At 46.0% G+C, this 18354-nt stretch carries 14 protein-coding genes and 1 riboswitch; of the genes, 13 read left to right on the top strand and 1 reads right to left on the bottom strand.

Annotated elements, in window-relative coordinates:
• The first annotated feature begins 139 nt into the window (after nt 1-139).
• Nucleotides 140-862, top strand: coding sequence for an NPP1 family protein (locus tag M3180_RS16930; RefSeq protein WP_251669665.1), 723 nt, complete (start codon nt 140-142; stop codon nt 860-862).
• 345 nt (nt 863-1207) lie between these two features.
• Here M3180_RS16930 and M3180_RS16925 read toward each other — a convergent pair whose 3' ends face one another.
• Complete coding sequence (locus M3180_RS16925; RefSeq protein ID WP_251669663.1) at nt 1208-2488, bottom strand: glycoside hydrolase family 18 protein; 1281 nt, start codon at nt 2486-2488, stop codon at nt 1208-1210.
• Nucleotides 2489-2892: 404 nt separating this feature from the next.
• Nucleotides 2893-2993, top strand: a riboswitch (purine riboswitch).
• A gap of 237 nt (nt 2994-3230) precedes the next feature.
• On the opposite strand from M3180_RS16925, the gene purE reads away from it, so the two are divergent.
• The 12 genes from purE (at nt 3231) to purD (ending at nt 18311) form a co-directional block, all read left to right on the top strand.
• Complete coding sequence (gene purE, locus M3180_RS16920; protein ID WP_251669661.1) at nt 3231-3716, top strand: 5-(carboxyamino)imidazole ribonucleotide mutase; 486 nt, start codon at nt 3231-3233, stop codon at nt 3714-3716.
• On the top strand, nt 3713-4906 hold the full coding sequence (purK, locus tag M3180_RS16915) for a 5-(carboxyamino)imidazole ribonucleotide synthase (protein WP_251669659.1): 1194 nt from the start codon (nt 3713-3715) through the stop codon (nt 4904-4906). The genes purE and purK overlap by 4 nt, the downstream gene beginning before the upstream one ends.
• Nucleotides 4907-4929: 23 nt before the next feature.
• Nucleotides 4930-6231 (top strand): adenylosuccinate lyase, encoded by a 1302-nt coding sequence (gene purB, locus M3180_RS16910; protein ID WP_251669657.1) that lies wholly within the window; start codon nt 4930-4932, stop codon nt 6229-6231.
• Nucleotides 6232-6707: 476 nt separating this feature from the next.
• On the top strand, nt 6708-7607 hold the full coding sequence (locus M3180_RS16905; protein ID WP_251669655.1) for a phosphoribosylaminoimidazolesuccinocarboxamide synthase: 900 nt from the start codon (nt 6708-6710) through the stop codon (nt 7605-7607).
• 54 nt (nt 7608-7661) lie between these two features.
• Nucleotides 7662-7907 (top strand): phosphoribosylformylglycinamidine synthase subunit PurS, encoded by a 246-nt coding sequence (gene purS, locus M3180_RS16900; RefSeq protein WP_251669831.1) that lies wholly within the window; start codon nt 7662-7664, stop codon nt 7905-7907.
• 4 nt (nt 7908-7911) lie between these two features.
• Nucleotides 7912-8607 (top strand): phosphoribosylformylglycinamidine synthase subunit PurQ, encoded by a 696-nt coding sequence (gene purQ, locus M3180_RS16895; protein ID WP_251669829.1) that lies wholly within the window; start codon nt 7912-7914, stop codon nt 8605-8607.
• Nucleotides 8585-10831 (top strand): phosphoribosylformylglycinamidine synthase subunit PurL, encoded by a 2247-nt coding sequence (purL, locus tag M3180_RS16890; RefSeq protein ID WP_251669653.1) that lies wholly within the window; start codon nt 8585-8587, stop codon nt 10829-10831. Before purQ ends, purL begins: the two co-directional genes overlap by 23 nt.
• Nucleotides 10816-12297: an amidophosphoribosyltransferase gene (gene purF / locus M3180_RS16885; protein ID WP_251669651.1), complete on the top strand. Its 1482-nt coding sequence runs from the start codon at nt 10816-10818 to the stop codon at nt 12295-12297. Before purL ends, purF begins: the two co-directional genes overlap by 16 nt.
• Before the next feature lie 522 nt (nt 12298-12819).
• Nucleotides 12820-13863 carry a phosphoribosylformylglycinamidine cyclo-ligase gene (gene purM, locus M3180_RS16880; RefSeq protein WP_251669648.1) on the top strand — a complete coding sequence of 348 codons (1044 nt, stop codon included), beginning with the start codon at nt 12820-12822 and terminating at the stop codon, nt 13861-13863.
• Nucleotides 13863-14471: a phosphoribosylglycinamide formyltransferase gene (gene purN, locus M3180_RS16875; protein ID WP_251669646.1), complete on the top strand. Its 609-nt coding sequence runs from the start codon at nt 13863-13865 to the stop codon at nt 14469-14471. Before purM ends, purN begins: the two co-directional genes overlap by 1 nt.
• A gap of 245 nt (nt 14472-14716) precedes the next feature.
• On the top strand, nt 14717-16264 hold the full coding sequence (gene purH, locus M3180_RS16870) for a bifunctional phosphoribosylaminoimidazolecarboxamide formyltransferase/IMP cyclohydrolase (protein ID WP_251669645.1): 1548 nt from the start codon (nt 14717-14719) through the stop codon (nt 16262-16264).
• Between the two features lie 781 nt (nt 16265-17045).
• Nucleotides 17046-18311, top strand: coding sequence for a phosphoribosylamine--glycine ligase (purD, locus tag M3180_RS16865; RefSeq protein WP_251669643.1), 1266 nt, complete (start codon nt 17046-17048; stop codon nt 18309-18311).
• Nucleotides 18312-18354: the final 43 nt, after the last annotated feature.

Genomic DNA, 18354 nt, shown 5'->3' with positions numbered 1-18354 from the left:
TCTAGATTTTAGTATGCTAACGGAATATAGTATATTGACGCTAGAGGTGTAACAATTTATGGTAAATGTGCAGGTGGACTCCGGAGTCACTGATCCTGTAAGTGCGCGTTAGATCACGATAAAAGGAGGAATTGACTAGATGACCAGCAAACTCAAAGCATTATCTTATTTGCTTGTTTTGACGTTTCTAGTTACAGCTGTTCCTACAGTGTATGCAGCTGTCATCCCTCACGATCAAGTTGTAGGCTTTACTGAGGTCACACCTACAACGACTGCACAGATTGCAGCAAAGACATTTCAGCCGACATTGAAGGTGACCACAGGCTGCGTACCCTTTCCAGCCGTGGATGCACAAGGGAATACGAGTGGAGGACTAGCCCCTTCAGGAGGCTCTAGCTCAGGCTGCAGCTCCAGTCCTGGACAGGTTTACTCTCGCGCAGCATGGTACAACGGAGTATACGCCATTATGTATTCGTGGTATATGCCTAAAGACTCGCCTTCTTCTGGATTAGGTCACAGACATGACTGGGAGGCAGCCGTCGTATGGATTGATAATCCAGTAGCAGCTAATCCACAGATTTTGTCTATTTCCTATTCACAGCACGGTAACTTTTATAATGTAGCTCCAAACAGCTCCAACACGAATGGAACTCACCCTAAGCTCGAGTACAAGAGCACATGGCCACTCAATCACGCTCTATTCACAACAAGTACAACCGGTGGTTATCAGCCTTTGATTGACTGGGATGATTTGACGTCTGCCGCTAGAAATGCATTAAATACTACTGACTTCGGATCGGCTAATGTTCCAATGAAGGACTCGAATTTCACAAATAATTTAGCGAAAGCTTGGTTTAATTAAAACTACAGATACACAACTGTGCGGCCTGCTATTGTAGCAGGTCGCTTGTTATTTCTCTTCCGCCATAGCTCCTTCATAGAGTGATAAGCGAGCAGAGATGCAGGAGTTACTAGTAAAGTCATCAATACAATAAAGGTATGCTGTATGACAGAAGAAACAATAGGAGGCATGATAACTAGGCTTTACTGAGGTTTCACCAATTTATCTCGTTACACTATGCCACGTAATTCGCCCTATTGTAACAGCATAGCAACATACAGCACACCTTCTATGGATTACTGAATATAAGCTAATACGTTCGCTACATATTATAGTAGAAAAACTTATAAGGTCTAGAAAGTAGATTCATATTTTTTTAACTGTAAAATTCTCACTAAGTAGGTACCAGTTTGTCTCCGCTGGAATGCCAAGCTTCCAGTAGCTAACGCCTCGAAGTCCGTATTGCTTGACGAGATTAAACTTTGCCTGCAGGCTTCTTGCGTCCTCGAACCAAACAATATGCTGCTTGCCCTCCGTATCATAGAATGAAAAATGCGGAGACTGAGCGGTATTGTCATATTCAATGGCAGCCTTTCGCTCTCTAGCTAGATTAATGGCAGCATTCGTGCTAAGCGCGGCAGCTCTCGATTCACCTTCAACAAAAGGCAACGTCCAATGGTAGCCGTATAGCGGGATACCCATCATAATTTTGTTTGCTGGTATTTCGGTAAGCGCATAGCTGATTACTTTAGCAACTTCATTTAGAGGTGCAACTGCACGAGGCGGTCCGCCCGTCCAGCCCCATTCATAGGTCATAATAATGACAAAGTCTACAATTTCCCCATGTGCCCTGTAATCGTGAGACTCGTATAATATTCCAGGCTGATCGGCGCGATATTTAGGGGCGACGGCCGTTGAAACGAGATAGCCAAATTGGTGTAGATGAGCTGTGATATCTCTTAGGAAGTTGTTATACAGCTCTCGATCCTCTGGAGGAATATACTCGAAGTCAATGTTTAGTGCTTTGAAGCCACGCTCCTGCATCGTATTAGAGACCGTGGTGATTAGATGCGTGTACGATAAGTCATTATTTAACACCTCGTGGATGAGCTCTCTAGAAAACCCCTCCTCGGAAATGTTCGTTATGGCCATCATTGGTGCAACTCCACTTGCAATGGCAGCCTCCCGCACAACTTCATCATTAAGCTCAATTAATGTTCCGTCCGTTTTGATCTTATAGCTGAACATCGTTGCATAGGTCAGTTCATCGCTAATTTGCCTGATCTCAGCAGCCGCTTCTTCATCCATTCGTTCCATATACCCGTTAACCTCAATCGTTGTCAGCTTAGGTGGAGGGATGATTAATGTTTGACCAACTTGAATCATCGCTGGATTCGTCAGCTGATTAGCAGCAGCAAGCTCAGTGAGCGTTAATCCATATTGTCTTGCAATTGACCATAACGATTCCCCTCTTGCTACAGTATGTGTTCTATTTCCTGGCTGAGATGGAATGATTAGTGCTTGACCTACCACTAGCGGGTCACTTTCCTCGATCGCATTTACCTCAACGATATGCTGAAGTGGAACACCATACGTTTGAGCAAGATTCCACAAAGAATCATTCCTTCTCACAGTATGAATTTGCATAGTAAGCCTCCTTTCGTCATCATCATAGCTCCTACAAATTGAGTGAGCACACGATATGCTAAATGTATATTCCTGATTGGTGAACTGTAGTATCAAATACGTTATGCGGCGCTCTAAAAATTCGACTTTTAGTCCAAGATGATCATAAGCGACTGCAGCTTCCTGTAACGCTTCACGGATGGCAAAAGGATCGGTTGCTAAGTCAAAGGTAGAGGTTCAGAATTAATATTCGCTCTACAGATGACGTTTAATGTGAGATTTTATACTTCTTACTGAAAAATCGTCGGATAATCTAAATTTTATAGCTGCTACATGTCAGAAAAACGAACTATAATAAATGAACATTAATTAATGTTCGTATTTTGTTGACAGTGCACATATAGTTCGATAAACTATAGTTGTTGTTAACAAGAAAATAATTATCTCGTATAGGTTTGAGGGAATGGCTCAAACGTTTCTACCCGGAACCAAAGCTTTCTGGACTACGAGCTTCGTAAATAGATTGAAGAAGAAAAGGTTGGAGCATGCATGAGAGTTGTCAGAATAGCATAGCTGCTTGTCAATCGGTGTAGCATTTATATGGACATGTTACTTATTCTTCGATCAAGCCATTAGTGGGAACAGCGAGAGAATTCTGCGCTTGTTCATCGAAGTCAGTAGCAATTCGAGAGATTTATTGCTATTGGCTTTTTTTATGTCAATTATTCGTAAACACTTTATATAAGAAAGTAGGTTTTTCGTAATGTCTGCATTGGTTGGCGTAATTATGGGAAGCAAGTCTGATTGGGCAACAATGAAGCTGGCTTGTGATGTGCTAGAAGAGCTGGAGATTCCATATGAGAAAAAGGTCGTATCCGCACATCGCACCCCTGATTTAATGTTCGAATATGCGGAAACAGCTGCAGCGCGTGGTATTAAGGTGATTATAGCGGGAGCAGGTGGCGCAGCGCATTTGCCTGGGATGGTAGCCGCGAAGACGATACTCCCAGTGATCGGCGTACCCGTTAAGTCCTCAACTCTAAATGGACTAGATTCCTTGCTGTCCATCGTTCAAATGCCGGGCGGCATTCCTGTTGCAACGGTAGCGATTGGCAATGCAGGTGCTACTAATGCAGGGTTACTGGCCGGGCAGATGATCGGAGCCTTTGATCAAGAGGTACAGGCACGTGTGACTGCACGACGTGAAAGAGTTAAGCAGGAAGTGCTGGAAAGCAGTGAGGAGCTATGAGTATCGAGCAGCAGGCAATGATAAAGACAATTCTTCCTGGTGCGACGATTGGGGTACTTGGAGGAGGTCAGCTTGGCCGAATGCTGGCTAATGCAGGCAGTGAGCTCGGCTACCGCTTTATCACGCTTGACCCTACGCCGAACGGGCCGATGGGGCAGGTATCAGAGCAAATTGTTGCTGCCTATAGCGATGCAGATGCGGCACGCATGCTTGCTCAACAAGCGGATGTGATTACGTACGAGTTTGAGAATGTTAGCTCGGAAGTAGCGGGAATGCTGATGAAGGAAAGCTATGTGCCTCAAGGCAATAAGCTGCTTCATACGACTCAGCATCGCTTGCGTGAGAAGCGTGCAATTGAGGCGGCAGGGGTACAGGTTGCTCCATATCGTGAAATTACGTCCGTGGATGATTTACGAGAAGCCATTGCACATTTCGGCACACCGTCTGTTTTGAAAACAGCAACGGGTGGCTACGATGGTAAGGGACAATGGGTCATTCGCAGCGAGGAAGAGATCGAAGAAGCTTACGCTGCACTTTCAAAAGCGAAAACTGAGCTCGTGCTAGAGAAGTTTATTCGTTTCACGAAAGAGATCTCGGTAATTGCTGCAAGAAGTCCACAAGGTGAAGTAAAGGTATTCCCAGCATCGGAAAATATTCATGTGCAAAATATTTTACACTTATCGATTGTTCCTGCACGTATCTCAGATGATCTGCGCCAGCAAGCGGAGCAGCTAGCGATTCAAATCGCCGAAGGCTTACAGGCTGTTGGGCTAATCGCAGTCGAGATGTTTGTTACAGAGGAAGGAAGCTTGTTCGTCAATGAGCTAGCTCCAAGACCTCATAACAGCGGTCATTATACGATGGAGGCTTGCATAACGTCACAGTTTGAACAGCATGTTCGCGCAGTATGCAATTTGCCGCTTGGTGATCCATCGCTTCGTCAGCCAGTCGTTATGGTCAATGTGCTTGGTCAGCATGTAGAGCCGCTGCTGGAGCGCATGGCTGTACAGGATTCACTAGCAAATGAGCTTCAAGTGAGTACGAAGGTTCATCTGTATGGCAAGGCAGACGCGGTGCATAATCGTAAAATGGGCCATGTGAACGTGCTAGCTTCCTCTATAGAACAGGCGATGCAGTGGATTGAGCGTACTGGGATATGGTCAGAGGAATGGAATAGCTGGAATAAATAAAAAACGTTGGAAGGGTGTACTTAATGTTAGAACGTTACAGCAGACCAGAGATGAGAGCCATCTGGACAGAGCAAAACAAATTTCAAGCGTGGCTAGAGGTTGAACTTTGCTCATGTGAGGCTTGGGTAGAGCTTGGTGTGATCCCTCGTGAGGATGTAGAGGCATTGCGTGCGAAAGCGACATTCGATATTGATCGTATCTATGAAATTGAGCAAGAGACACGTCATGATGTTATCGCATTTACACGTGCCGTATCCGAAACGGTTGGACCTGAGCGCAAATGGGTGCACTACGGTCTTACCTCTACCGATGTCGTAGACACGGCTAATGGATATTTGCTTCGTCAAGCGAACACAATCCTTCGTAAGGATATTGAAAACTTTATCGCGATCCTGCGTGACCAAGCGAAAAAGTATAAAGATACTCCGATGATGGGACGTACACATGGTGTTCATGCAGAGCCGACAACATTTGGCCTGAAGCTTGCCCTATGGTATGAGGAAATGAAGCGTAATCTTGATCGCTTCGAGCATGCAGCTGACAATGTGCAATACGGTAAAATTTCCGGTGCAGTTGGTACGTATGCGAATATCGATCCATTCGTAGAGCAATTCGTATGTCAAAAGCTAGGCATCAAGGCAGCTCCAATCTCGACTCAAACGCTGCAGCGTGACCGTCATGCTGAATATATGGCGACACTAGCATTAATTGCAACTTCTCTAGATAAATTCGCAACAGAAATTCGTGCGTTGCAAAAGAGCGAGTTCCGCGAGGTAGAGGAACCGTTCGCGAAAGGTCAAAAGGGCTCATCGGCTATGCCGCATAAGCGTAATCCGATTGGCTGCGAGAATATTTCCGGCTTGTCGCGTGTGATTCGTGGTCATATGCTAACAGCCTATGAGAATGTAACCCTTTGGCATGAGCGTGATATCTCACACTCTTCAGCAGAGCGCGTCATCCTTCCAGATGCAACCATGCTGCTGAACTATATGCTGAATCGTCTTGGCAACATCATTAAAAACTTAACGGTATTCCCTGAAAATATGAAACGCAACATGCAAGCAACGTATGGCGTGCCATTCTCTGGCCGCGTCATGACGAAACTGATTGATAAAGGCTTCAGCCGTGAGCAAGCGTACGATACGGTTCAGCCACGTGCGATGCAGGCTTGGGAGACGAAGGTTCAGTTCCGCGAAATCATTGAAGCGACCGAGGAGATTACTTCGGTACTTTCTCCAGAGGAGATTGAGGATTGCTTTAATCCGGCGTGGCATCTAAAACACGTCTCTACAATCTTCACCCGCTTAGGTCTTCTCGAAGATTAGGACGATGATTATGCTGGTGTAGCGGATTCGGCGTCGAGCTTTGCGTTCATCGCTTGCTTCAGTGCTCACGTACCTAACCCGTACGTTGCGCGCTTCGCGTCACTAGCTTCACGCAGATCTCTCGGTCTTAATCTCCGAGAAACTCGGGGAAGTCGGCGAGTGATCACGAAGTGATGCTGACGCAGCGTAATCGGCGTCGAAGATGCCGTTCATCGTTTGCTCCAGTGCTCACGTACCAACTACGTACGCTGCGCTCTTCACGTCACTAGCTTCACGGCATCTTCTCGGTGCTGACTCGCCGAACGTTCGAGGATGTCCTCGTGTGGGTAGCGACCTCAGGAAAGCTTCGTGAGTACCTCGGTGGGGGTGTGAAGGTCGGCAGCTTCGCTGCACTGCTTCACGAAAGATCTTCTGTCGCCTAGATGCGCCCTATTAATCAAAGCTTTAGATCATCATCATTTAGGAGGAATAGGTTCATGACTACGCAAGTGAAGGCCATCTCGTCTGCTGCTGAGTATGTGCGAGCCCCGCTTATTTATAAGGGCAAGGTTCGAGAGCTGTACGATTTGGGAGAGCATTTTCTGATTGTCGTAACAGATCGCATCTCAGCGTTTGACTATGTGCTTGACCCAGCAGTTCCTGACAAGGGCAATGTGCTTAACTCACTATCAGCTTATTGGTTCGCGCTTACCGAGCATATTATTGCCAACCATGTCGTGCATACGGATGTATACAAGCTTGGAGATCTTATCACGGAGCCTGAGCTGCTGAAACATCGCGTTACCGTTACGAAAAAGGCGGAGCGCATTGATATGGAATGCATCGTGCGCGGCTATATTACTGGTGGTGGCTGGAGACAGTATGAACAGACTGGTGCTATTAATGGCGATGCATTGCCGGCAGGCCTTCGGAAAAACGAGAAGCTGCCTGAGCCGATTTTTACACCTTCTGCCAAAAATGATATCGGTCACGATGAAGACATTTCATTCACCGAGATGAGTAAGCGGATTGGCAAGGAGCTTGCTGAGGCACTGCGTGAGCGTAGTCTTGCATTATATAACTTTGCGCATGAGTATTGCCATGAGAAAGGTATTATTCTAGCAGATTGTAAATTTGAATTTGGTATTATTGGCGGCGAAATTATTTTAATTGATGAAATTTTCACACCAGATTCCTCGCGTTTCTGGGCAGAAGATAAATTTGCTTATGATATTGAAATCGACAGCATGGACAAAGAGCCCGTACGCGCATATTTGCTAGGCTCAGATTGGGACAGAGAAAGCATGCCTGCTCCTCTTCCTGCACATGTCGTAGAAGAAACAACCGCACGTTATCGTAATATTTATACTCGTCTAACTGGCAAGCAATTAGTATAACCCATTAATATATCTGCGATATGGATCGCGACTACTACAGGTCTATAGGAGGCTATTATGAAGGCTACGGTTTATGTAACGATTAAAGAGAATGTACTTGACCCACAAGGAGCAGCAGTGAAAGGCGGACTTCACTCCCTTGGTTTTGCAGAAGTAGGGAAGGTTCGTATTGGTAAGTATCTTGAGATTGAACTAGACACAACAGATCGTGCTGAAGCAGAAGCTCGTCTTAAAGTGATGTGCGAAAAGCTACTAGCTAATACGGTTGTAGAAGACTACCGATTTGAACTGGAGGACTAATGTGATGAAGTTTGCGGTACTTGTATTTCCAGGCTCGAACTGTGATATCGACTGCTATAAAGCTGTAGAGCAAACCATTGGTCAAGAAGTAGACTATGTATGGCATACAGCTACTGATCTTTCAACATACGATTGTATTCTAGTACCTGGAGGCTTCTCCTATGGTGACTACCTACGTTGTGGTGCAATGGCCAGCTTTGCAAATGTTATGAGTGAAGTGAAGAAAGCTGCAGAAGCAGGTAAATATATTCTAGGCATTTGTAATGGATTCCAGATCCTTACAGAAGCTAACCTTCTGCCAGGAGCGCTTATTCGTAACACTGGCTTGAAATTCCGTTGTCACCAATCTCAGCTTGAGGTTGTGAACAACAATAATCCTCTCACTAGTGAATATGAGCAAGGGGAAATCATTAATATTCCAATCGCTCATGGTGAAGGTAACTACTTCTGCGATGATGAGACTTTAGCAGAGCTGCAAGCAAATAATCAAATCATTTTCCGTTATGCGGGAGATACCAACCCGAACGGTTCAATTCTTAATATAGCAGGGATTAGCAATAAAGCAGGCAATGTCGTTGGTATGATGCCTCACCCTGAACGCGCAGTGAATGAGATCCTTGGATCTGCGGACGGTAAACGCATGTTTACTTCGATTTTGAATGCATGGAGGGAACAACATGGCACAGCAATTAACAGCTAAGGAACCTACCGCAGAACAAATTGCGGAGCAAAAAATTTATCAGCAATTCGGCGTTTCAGATTATGAATATGAGCTAATCTGCGGCTTCCTTGGTGGACGCAAGCCTAACTACACTGAGATCGGTGTATTCAGCGTAATGTGGTCTGAGCACTGTGCTTATAAAAACTCTAAGCCGATCTTGAAAAAGTTCCCGACAACAGGTCCTAAAGTATTGATGGGTCCTGGTGAGGGCGCAGGGATTGTAGATATCGGTGACAATCAAGCGGTTGTGTTCAAGATTGAATCGCATAACCATCCATCCGCTGTTGAGCCTTATCAAGGCGCTGCGACTGGTGTAGGTGGAATTATCCGCGACATTTTCTCTATGGGTGCTCGTCCAATTGCATCTCTAAACAGCCTGCGTTTTGGTCGTCTTGAAAATGAGCGTGTGAAATATTTGTTCGAAAACGTAGTTAGTGGAATTGCAGGCTACGGTAACTGTATCGGTATTCCGACCGTTGGTGGAGAAGTAAATTTCGATGAGAGCTATGAAGGTAATCCACTCGTTAACGCGATGTGCGTCGGCTTAATCGATCATGACAAAATCCAACGCGGTGTCGCTAAAGGGGTAGGTAACCCGGTATTCTACGTAGGACCTGCAACGGGTCGCGATGGTATCCACGGTGCAACGTTCGCATCTGTCGAGCTGACTGAGGAGTCTGAAGAGAAGAAAACGGCGGTACAGGTTGGCGATCCATTTATGGAGAAGCTTGTTATGGAAGCGACCTTGGAATTGATCAACTCTGGTATCGTTCTAGGTATTCAAGATATGGGTGCAGCAGGTCTAACTTGTTCATCCGCAGAGATGGCATCTAAAGCAGGTAATGGTCTAGAGCTATATCTTGACGAAGTGCCACAGCGCGAAACGGGCATGACACCTTATGAAATGATGCTGTCTGAGTCTCAAGAGCGTATGCTGTTCGTTATCGAGCCTCAGCATGAAGCACAAGCGAAGGAAATCTTCGATCGCTGGGGAGTTATCTGCGTGAAGGTTGGTAAAGTAACTGACGATGGTCGTTTGCGTCTATTCCATCAAGGAGAAGAAGTTGCAAATATGCCGGTTAAGGCGCTTGTAGATGAGTGTCCAGTGTACAATCAGCCGTCTACTGAGCCAGCTTACTATAGCGAGTTTGCTAACGTAGATACTGGTGCTTTTGCAGAGATTACTGATCTGAACGGAACGCTTGAGCAAATTCTTGCTTCGCCTACCGTAGCGAGCAAGGAATGGGTTTACAATCAGTACGATTACATGGTGCGTACGGCTACTGCTGTACAGCCGGGCTCTGACGCTGCGGTTGTGCTAGTTGATGGTACACGCAAGGCGCTTGCAATGACAACAGATTGCAACAGCCGTTATGTATATCTTGATCCACAAGTAGGCGGCAGCATTGCTGTATCTGAGGCTGCACGTAATATCGTGTGCTCCGGTGCTGAGCCGCTTGCGATTACAGACAACTTGAACTTCGGTTCTCCAGAGAAGCCAGAAGTATTCTGGCAAATCGAAAAATCCGCTGACGGTATTAGTGAAGCTTGTAATGCGCTTGCTACGCCAGTTATCGGCGGTAACGTTAGCTTGTACAATGAAAATGCAAAAGGTGCAATTTACCCAACGCCGGTTATCGGTATGGTTGGTCTAGTGCACGACGTTGATCATATTACGACGCAAGGCTTTAAAAAGGAAGGAGATGTTATCATCCTTCTAGGGGAGACGAAGGCTGAATTCGGCGGTTCTGAGCTGCAATATGTGAAGAACGGTGCTCCTTCAGGTCGTCCACCAGCGCTTGATCTTGAGGTTGAGAAAAAGCTTCAACAGTCTGTGCTTTCTGCAATCCAGAGCGGTCTAGTTGCCTCTGCGCATGACCTATCTGATGGCGGTTTTGCCGTAGCTATTGCTGAGTCTTGCATGAGCGGCGGCATTGGTGCGAGCGTTACTGTAAGCACAGAGCTTCGTACAGACCACTATCTGTTCAGTGAATCACAATCACGTATTCTGCTTTCAGCTTCACCAGAAAAAGCTGATGAGCTTGTTGCTCATATTGCTAGCCATGGTGTTAAAGCAACTGTACTTGGTACGGTAGGCGGCAAGGATCTTAATATTTTGGTCAATGATAAAGCAGCGATTCAAGCGCCAGTAGCTAATTTGGAGAGAGTGTGGAAGGAAGCGATCCCATGTCTAATGAAATAGCAGACTTGAAGCTTTGGACAGGAGATCACTATAACGAGGGCATCGGTCGAGACGATATTTTCGATAAATTAAGAGAGGAATGCGGCGTATTTGGTGTCTACGGACACCACGATGCTGCCGCTGTTTCCTTTTTCGGTTTACATGCCCTTCAGCATCGCGGTGAGGAAAGTGCGGGAATTTGCACAGTAGATGGCAGTGACGGCAACAAGTTTAACTATCATCGTGAGATGGGGCTTGTGAAGGAAGTGTTCGATCAAGCGATCCTCGATCGTTTGAAAGGTGAGCGCGCAATCGGTCACGTTCGTTATTCTACTGCAGGTGAGAGCAAGCTATCGAATGCTCAGCCGCTTATTTTCAAATACCGTGATGGGGATTTAGCGATCGCGACCAACGGCAACATTGTCAATGCACCTGAAATTCGTAAAGAGCTAGAGGATAACGGTTCGATCTTTCAAACCTCCAGCGATACAGAAGTCATTGCGCATTTGATCGCGCGCTCGAAGAAGGATTTCGTAGAGGCTGCACGTGATGCACTGCGCCGTTTGGTCGGAGGCTTCGCTTTTCTGCTTATGACGAATGAAAAGCTGATTGTAGCATCGGACCCTCATGGTCTGCGTCCACTATCTATGGCTACCATTGGTGAGGGCTATGCCTTTGCCTCTGAGACCTGTGCCTTCGAGACGATAGGCGCTCAATATGTGCGTGATATCCAGCCTGGCGAGATGATTATTCTTGATGAGTCGGGCATCCATTACGATCGCTATGACGCAGGTGAATCTCGTCGTGCCGTATGTGCGATGGAGTATATTTACTTCGCACGTCCAGACAGCGACATTCAAGAGATTAACATCCATGCTTCACGCAAGCGGATGGGTAAACGACTTGCCCAGGAGTCATTTGTTGATGCTGACGTAGTTACAGGTGTTCCTGACTCAAGTATTTCAGCAGCAATTGGCTACGCAGAGCAAACAGGTATTCCATATGAGCTTGGGCTCATTAAAAATAAATATACAGGTCGTACCTTTATTCAGCCTTCGCAGGAGCTGCGTGAGCGCGGAGTGAAGATGAAGCTTTCTGCTGTACGCAAAGTCGTAGAAGGAAAGCGAGTGGTCATGATTGATGACTCCATCGTACGCGGTACAACATCGCTGCGCATCGTAAACCTGCTTCGTGAAGCTGGGGCGACTGAGGTGCATGTACGAATTACTTCACCTCCATTTAAGAATCCGTGCTATTACGGAATCGATACGCCTGACCGCAAGGAGCTTATTGCTTCAAGCCGCAGCATCGAGGAAATTCGTCAGCAGATTAATGCAGACTCACTTGCATTTCTAACGGATGTAGGCTTTATGGAAGCAGTAGGCGGTCATGAAGATAAGTATAAATACGGCCTATGTATGGGCTGTTTTGATAATGATTATCCGACGGTGGTAGACGAAGAGTCAGACAAAAGCTGCTCCTGCTAGTAGAGGTAGGGCAAAAAGCTCGAATTTGATTACGAAGTAAACCGTTGTAGCTTAGTCGGCATCGAATATGGAACTCAGCCGAAATTTACGGTGCTCACGTACCAACAACGTACGCTGCGCTCCGTAATTTCTAGCTTTGCTCCATCTTCTTGGTACTGAAATCCAAGCTTTTTCCCCTCTATTGGAAGTGGGAACTTGAAAGTCCGACTTTGATGACGATGTAGGGCGTTGTAGCGGACTCGACATCTAATTTTGAACGCTAGCGAAAACTGCGTTGCTCACGTACCAAAAGCGTACGCTGCGCTACTCGTTTTCTACTAGCGTCCAATCTTCTTGGTCCTGAAGCCTGAACTTATTGAACCTCTATTTAAATGGAAAGTTCAAAAAGCACAGGCTTGATGACGGTAATAATCTTTAAGCTACTGCGGAGCTTATGTTCTCTAAAAGCGACCTCCTGACGAAGGAAGGTTCGAGCGTTAGAGAATCATAAGCGAAGCTGATAAATTTTTAGGAGTTGACAATATGTCAGAGGCGTACAAAAAAGCGGGCGTTGATATTGCAGCCGGCAATGAAGCTGTAGAGCGTATGAAAAAACATGTAAAGCGCACATTCCGTCCTGAGGTTTTAACGGATCTAGGCGGGTTCGGCGGCTTGTTCAGCTTGAATAAGGAAAAGTATGAGGAGCCTATCCTTGTTTCTGGTACAGACGGTGTAGGTACTAAGCTAAAGCTTGCTTTTGCGATGGATAAGCATGATACGATCGGAATCGACGCAGTAGCAATGTGCGTTAATGATATTATCGTTCAAGGTGCAGAGCCATTGTTCTTCCTTGACTATCTTGCATGCGGCAAGGTTGAGCCTGAGAAGATCGAGGCGATTGTCGCTGGTATTTCTGAAGGCTGCGTGCAATCAGGCTGCGCCCTAATTGGCGGCGAAACTGCTGAAATGCCAGGCATGTATTCCGAAGAGGAATATGATATCGCGGGCTTTACAGTTGGTATTGTTGATCGCAAAAAGATGATTGACGGCTCCACCATTGCTCCAGGAGATGCTGTGCTAGGCTTCGCCTCCAGCGGTATTCATAGTAATGGTTTCTCACTCGTTCGCAAACTGCTGCTTGAAGAAGTAGGTTATGATCTGCAGGATGAACTAGCTGAGCTAGGCGGCGCTAAGCTGGGCGATGTATTGCTTGAGCCAACAAAAATTTATGTTAAATCTGCTCTAAAGCTGATTGAGCAAGTGAATGTGAAGGGTATGGCTCACATTACTGGCGGCGGCTTTATTGAAAATATTCCTCGTGTGCTTCCTGAAGGTGTAAATGTAGATATTGCTTACGGTTCATGGCCAATTCTTCCGATCTTCGAGCTTATGCAGCAAAAAGGAAGCATCTCAAACCGTGATATGTTCACAACATTTAACATGGGCATTGGACTTGTTGTGGTCGTACCTGCTGAACAAGCTGAGGATGCAATTCGCATCGCTGGCGAGCTAGGTGAAAAAGCATATCGCATCGGTACGGTGACGGAAGGTCAACGTATCGTTACCTTTACAGGAGCAGAAGTGTAATGTCATTACGTATTGCTGTGTTTGCATCTGGCAACGGCTCGAATTTTCAAGCGATTGTCGATGCAGTACAAGCAGGGAAGCTCGATGTCTCCATCGAGCTTCTTGTTTGTGATAAGCCTCAAGCACCAGTAGCTGCACGAGCGCAGCGAGCGGGTGTAGAAGCATTTTTATTCAAGCCCAAGGATTATGCTTCCCGAGAGGCGTATGAGCAGGAAATATTGCAGAAGCTGCGTGAAAAGCAGGTGGATCTGGTTGTACTTGCAGGTTATATGCGAATCATTACACCAGTGCTTGTCGAAGCGTATGAAGGCAGAATGATTAATATTCATCCGTCCATGCTTCCAAGCTTCCCAGGTATCAATGCTATTGGACAGGCGCTGCAATATGGAGTGAAGGTAACAGGCGTTACGGTGCACTTTGTAGATGGCGGCTTGGACAGTGGCCCGATTATCGCTCAGCGAGCGTTGGACGTCTTCGCTGATGATACAGAGGAGACACTGGCGGTGCGTATTCATGTTATCGAGCAGGAGCTGTATCCTGAGGTTATTAGCTGGATCGCGGCTGGCAAAGTAAGTATCAGCGGCAGACATGTCACCATTAGCAATTAGGATAAACAATACACTAGTACAATAAATGATCCAAGGTAAATTAAGTGGAGGGATACAGGAAGGTGAACAAGCGTAAGCGGTCGCCTTTATCCTAGCATTTCGATTATGGATGTAGTTCTATAAGAAATCCGTAGATCACAGCGATGGGAATCACCTGTATCTTGCAACGGCAGGACGAATAGCATGTTGAGCATAACTATAAAGTTTTCATAAAAAGCTTGAAATACATTTAGGAGGGTATATAAGTGGCGATTCGTAGAGCGTTAATTAGTGTATCGGACAAGACAGGTATTGTGGAGTTTTCAAAAGCATTGGCAGAGCAAGGTGTAGAAATCATTTCTACAGGCGGTACGTTCAATTTGCTGCAGAAGGAAGGCGTGCCTGTTATCGGGATTTCTGATGTGACAGGTTTTCCAGAAATTTTAGATGGACGTGTAAAAACATTACATCCGGCTGTTCATAGTGGCTTGCTAGCTGTGCGTGATAGCGCTGAGCATCAACAGGCGATGAAGGAGCTTGGACTAGACTATATCGACCTTGTTGTCGTGAATCTTTACCCGTTCAAGGAAACAATCGCAAAGCCAGATGTATCTTACGAGGATGCGATTGAAAACATCGATATCGGTGGGCCGACAATGCTTCGCTCCGCAGCGAAAAACCACGCATTTGTAACGGTAGTTGTTGACGCTGCCGATTATGCAGGCATTTTGGAGGAAGTAAAAGCTGAAGGCGATACAACACTAGAAACACGCAAGCGCCTTGCTGCGAAAGTATTCCGTCACACTGCGGCATACGACTCTCTAATCTCTAACTACTTATCTAACCTACAAGGCGATCCACTGCCGGAAACTTATACCGTTACGTATGAAAAGGTACAGGATTTGCGCTATGGTGAAAACCCGCATCAGCAAGCAGCATTTTATAAAAAGCCGCTTGCAGCGAGTGGTAATATTACTACTGCAGAGCAGCTTCACGGTAAAGAGCTTTCCTATAATAATATTAATGATGCGAATGCAGCGCTTGCGATTTTGAAGGAATTCGAAGAGCCAGCGGTCGTAGCTGTAAAGCATATGAACCCTTGTGGTGTAGGCATTGGTACAGACATTCATCAAGCCTATCAAAAAGCTTATGATGCTGACCCGACGTCGATTTTCGGAGGAATTGTTGCAGCTAACCGTACGATTGGTGCGGATACTGCTGAGCTGCTAGGCTCTATTTTCCTTGAGATTATTATTGCGCCTGACTTTACGCCAGAAGCGCTGGATATTTTGACGAAGAAGAAAAACATTCGCTTACTGAAGCTAGGAGAATTCACATCAGCTGCTGAGCGTAAACCTGAGTGGGTTGTTACTTCAGTAGATGGCGGCATGCTAGTACAGCAAAGCGATGTACATCATTTATCAGTGGATGATCTTCAGGTTGTTACAGACCGTAAACCTACGGAAGATGAAATGAAGCAGCTTCTATTCGGATGGAAGGTCGTTAAGCATGTTAAATCTAATGCGATCCTTCTTGCTAAAGGCGATATGACGATTGGCGTTGGTGCTGGTCAGATGAATCGTGTAGGGGCAGCTCGTATTGCAATCGAGCAAGCAGGAGAGCAAGCAAAAGGTGCAGTACTTGCTTCTGATGCATTTTTCCCAATGGGAGACACTGTAGAGCTTGCTGGAAAAGCAGGAATTACAGCAATCATTCAGCCAGGCGGCTCCATTAAGGACGAAGAGTCAATCGCAGTGGCAAATGCCCATGGGATTGCGATGGTATTCACAGGCGTACGTCATTTCAAACACTAATTTAGAGGAAAGTTCAAACGCTCGACTTTGATGACGAAGCAGCGCGTTGTAGCGTATTCGACATCGAATATAGCATTCATCGGGAGCCTGCGGTGCTCGCGTACCAACTAACGTACGCTATGCTCCTCGTTCCCTAGCTTTATGCTATCTTCTCGGTCCTGAAAGCCAAGCGTTTGAACTACTAATTAGAGGAAAGTTCAAACGCTCGACTTTGATGACGAAGCAGCGCGTTGTAGCGTATTCGACATCGAATATAGCATTCATCGGGAGCCTGCGGTGCTCGCGTACCAACTGACGTACGCTGTGCTCCTCGTTCCCTAGCTTCTTGCTATCTTCTCGGTCCTGAAAGCCAAGCGTTTGAACTACTTATTTAGAGGTAAGTTCAAACGCTCGACTTTGATGACGAAGTAGTACGTTGTAGCGTATTCGACATCGAATATAGCATTCATCGGGAGCCTGTGGTGCTCGCGTACCAACTAACGTACGCTGTGCTCCTCGTTCCCTAGCTTCTTGCTATCTTCTCGGTCCTGAAAGCCAAGCTTGTATAGGTAAGTTCAAAAGCCTGACTTTGATGACGAAGTGTTGCATTGTAGTTTATTCGACATCGAATATAGCATTCATCGGGAGCCTGTGGTGCTCGCGTACCAACTAACGTACGCTGTGCTCCTCATTCCCTAGCTTCATGCTATCTTCTCGGTCCTGAAAGCCAAGCGTTTGAACTCATATTTAAAGGTAACTTATTGAACTCTTATTGGAAATGTACCAGAGGAGGATTGTTATAGTGAACATTCTTGTTATTGGCGGCGGTGGTCGTGAGCATGCGATTACTTGGTCCTTGAAAAAAAGCAGCAAGGTAAACAAGCTATATTGTGCGCCAGGCAATGCTGGTATCGCTCAAATTGCTGAGTGCGTGCCGATTGGTGTATTTCAGTTTGATGAGCTTGTAGCATTTGCGAAGGAAGCAAGCATTGATCTTGTATTCGTTGGCCCAGATGATCCGCTAGCGCAAGGCATCGTTGATGCATTCGAGGCGGCAGGCATTCCTGCGTTTGGTCCGAATAAAGCAGCTGCAGAGATTGAGGGCAGCAAAATTTTCATGAAGAATTTGCTGAAAAAATACAATATACCTACTGCGAAATATGAGACATTTACAAGCTTTGAAACGGCTCTTGCTTATTTGAAGGAGCAGGAAGCACCGATCGTTATTAAAGCGGACGGCTTGGCAGCAGGAAAAGGTGTTACTGTAGCAGCAACACTTGAAGAAGCAGAAGAGGCACTTCGCTCTATCATGCTGGACAAAGTATTTGGCGATGCAGGCAATCAAGTTGTTATTGAGGAATTTCTTGCAGGTCAAGAAATGTCTATACTAGCATTTGTAGATGGCGAGACTGTTAAGCCAATGGTGCCTGCTCAAGACCATAAGCCGATATTTGATGGCGATAAGGGTCCAAATACGGGCGGTATGGGTACATATACACCGCTGCCTCATATTGATTCGTCCATTGTGGAGGATGCGATTGTCAATATTATTGAGCCAACAGCTAAAGCAATGGTAAGCGAAGGTCGTCCTTTCCGCGGTGTATTGTTTGCCGGCCTGATGATTACGAAGGATGGTCCGAAAACGATTGAGTTTAACGCACGTATGGGTGATCCTGAGACACAGGTTGTGCTTCCTCGTCTGAAAACGGATCTTCTGGAAATCGTGCTTGCTGCAATGAACGGTACGCTTGCTGATCTTACGATTGAGTGGGATGCTGAAGCAGCAGTATGTGTCGTACTTGCATCAGAAGGGTATCCTGGCAGCTATCCGAAAGGTAAAGTAATTACGGGGCTTGAAGCGGCTGAAGCAACAGGAGCACTAGTATTCCATGCAGGTACTGCACAAGAAAATGATGAGATCGTAACAAACGGCGGACGTGTGTTAGGAGTCGTTGGTCGTGGACAAGACATTGCATCTGCACGCCAGCATGCGTATGAAGCGATTGTCAATATTAAATTCGAAGGTATGCAGCATCGCAACGATATTGCGATGAAGGCTTTGGTTTAAGCTAATTATGTATAATTATAAAAAGCAGTGAGAGCACTTCACA

Source organism: Paenibacillus camelliae, from assembly GCF_023715345.1.
Lineage (GTDB): Bacteria > Bacillota > Bacilli > Paenibacillales > Paenibacillaceae > Pristimantibacillus > Pristimantibacillus camelliae.
This window is presented reverse-complemented; position numbering and strand designations above follow the sequence as displayed.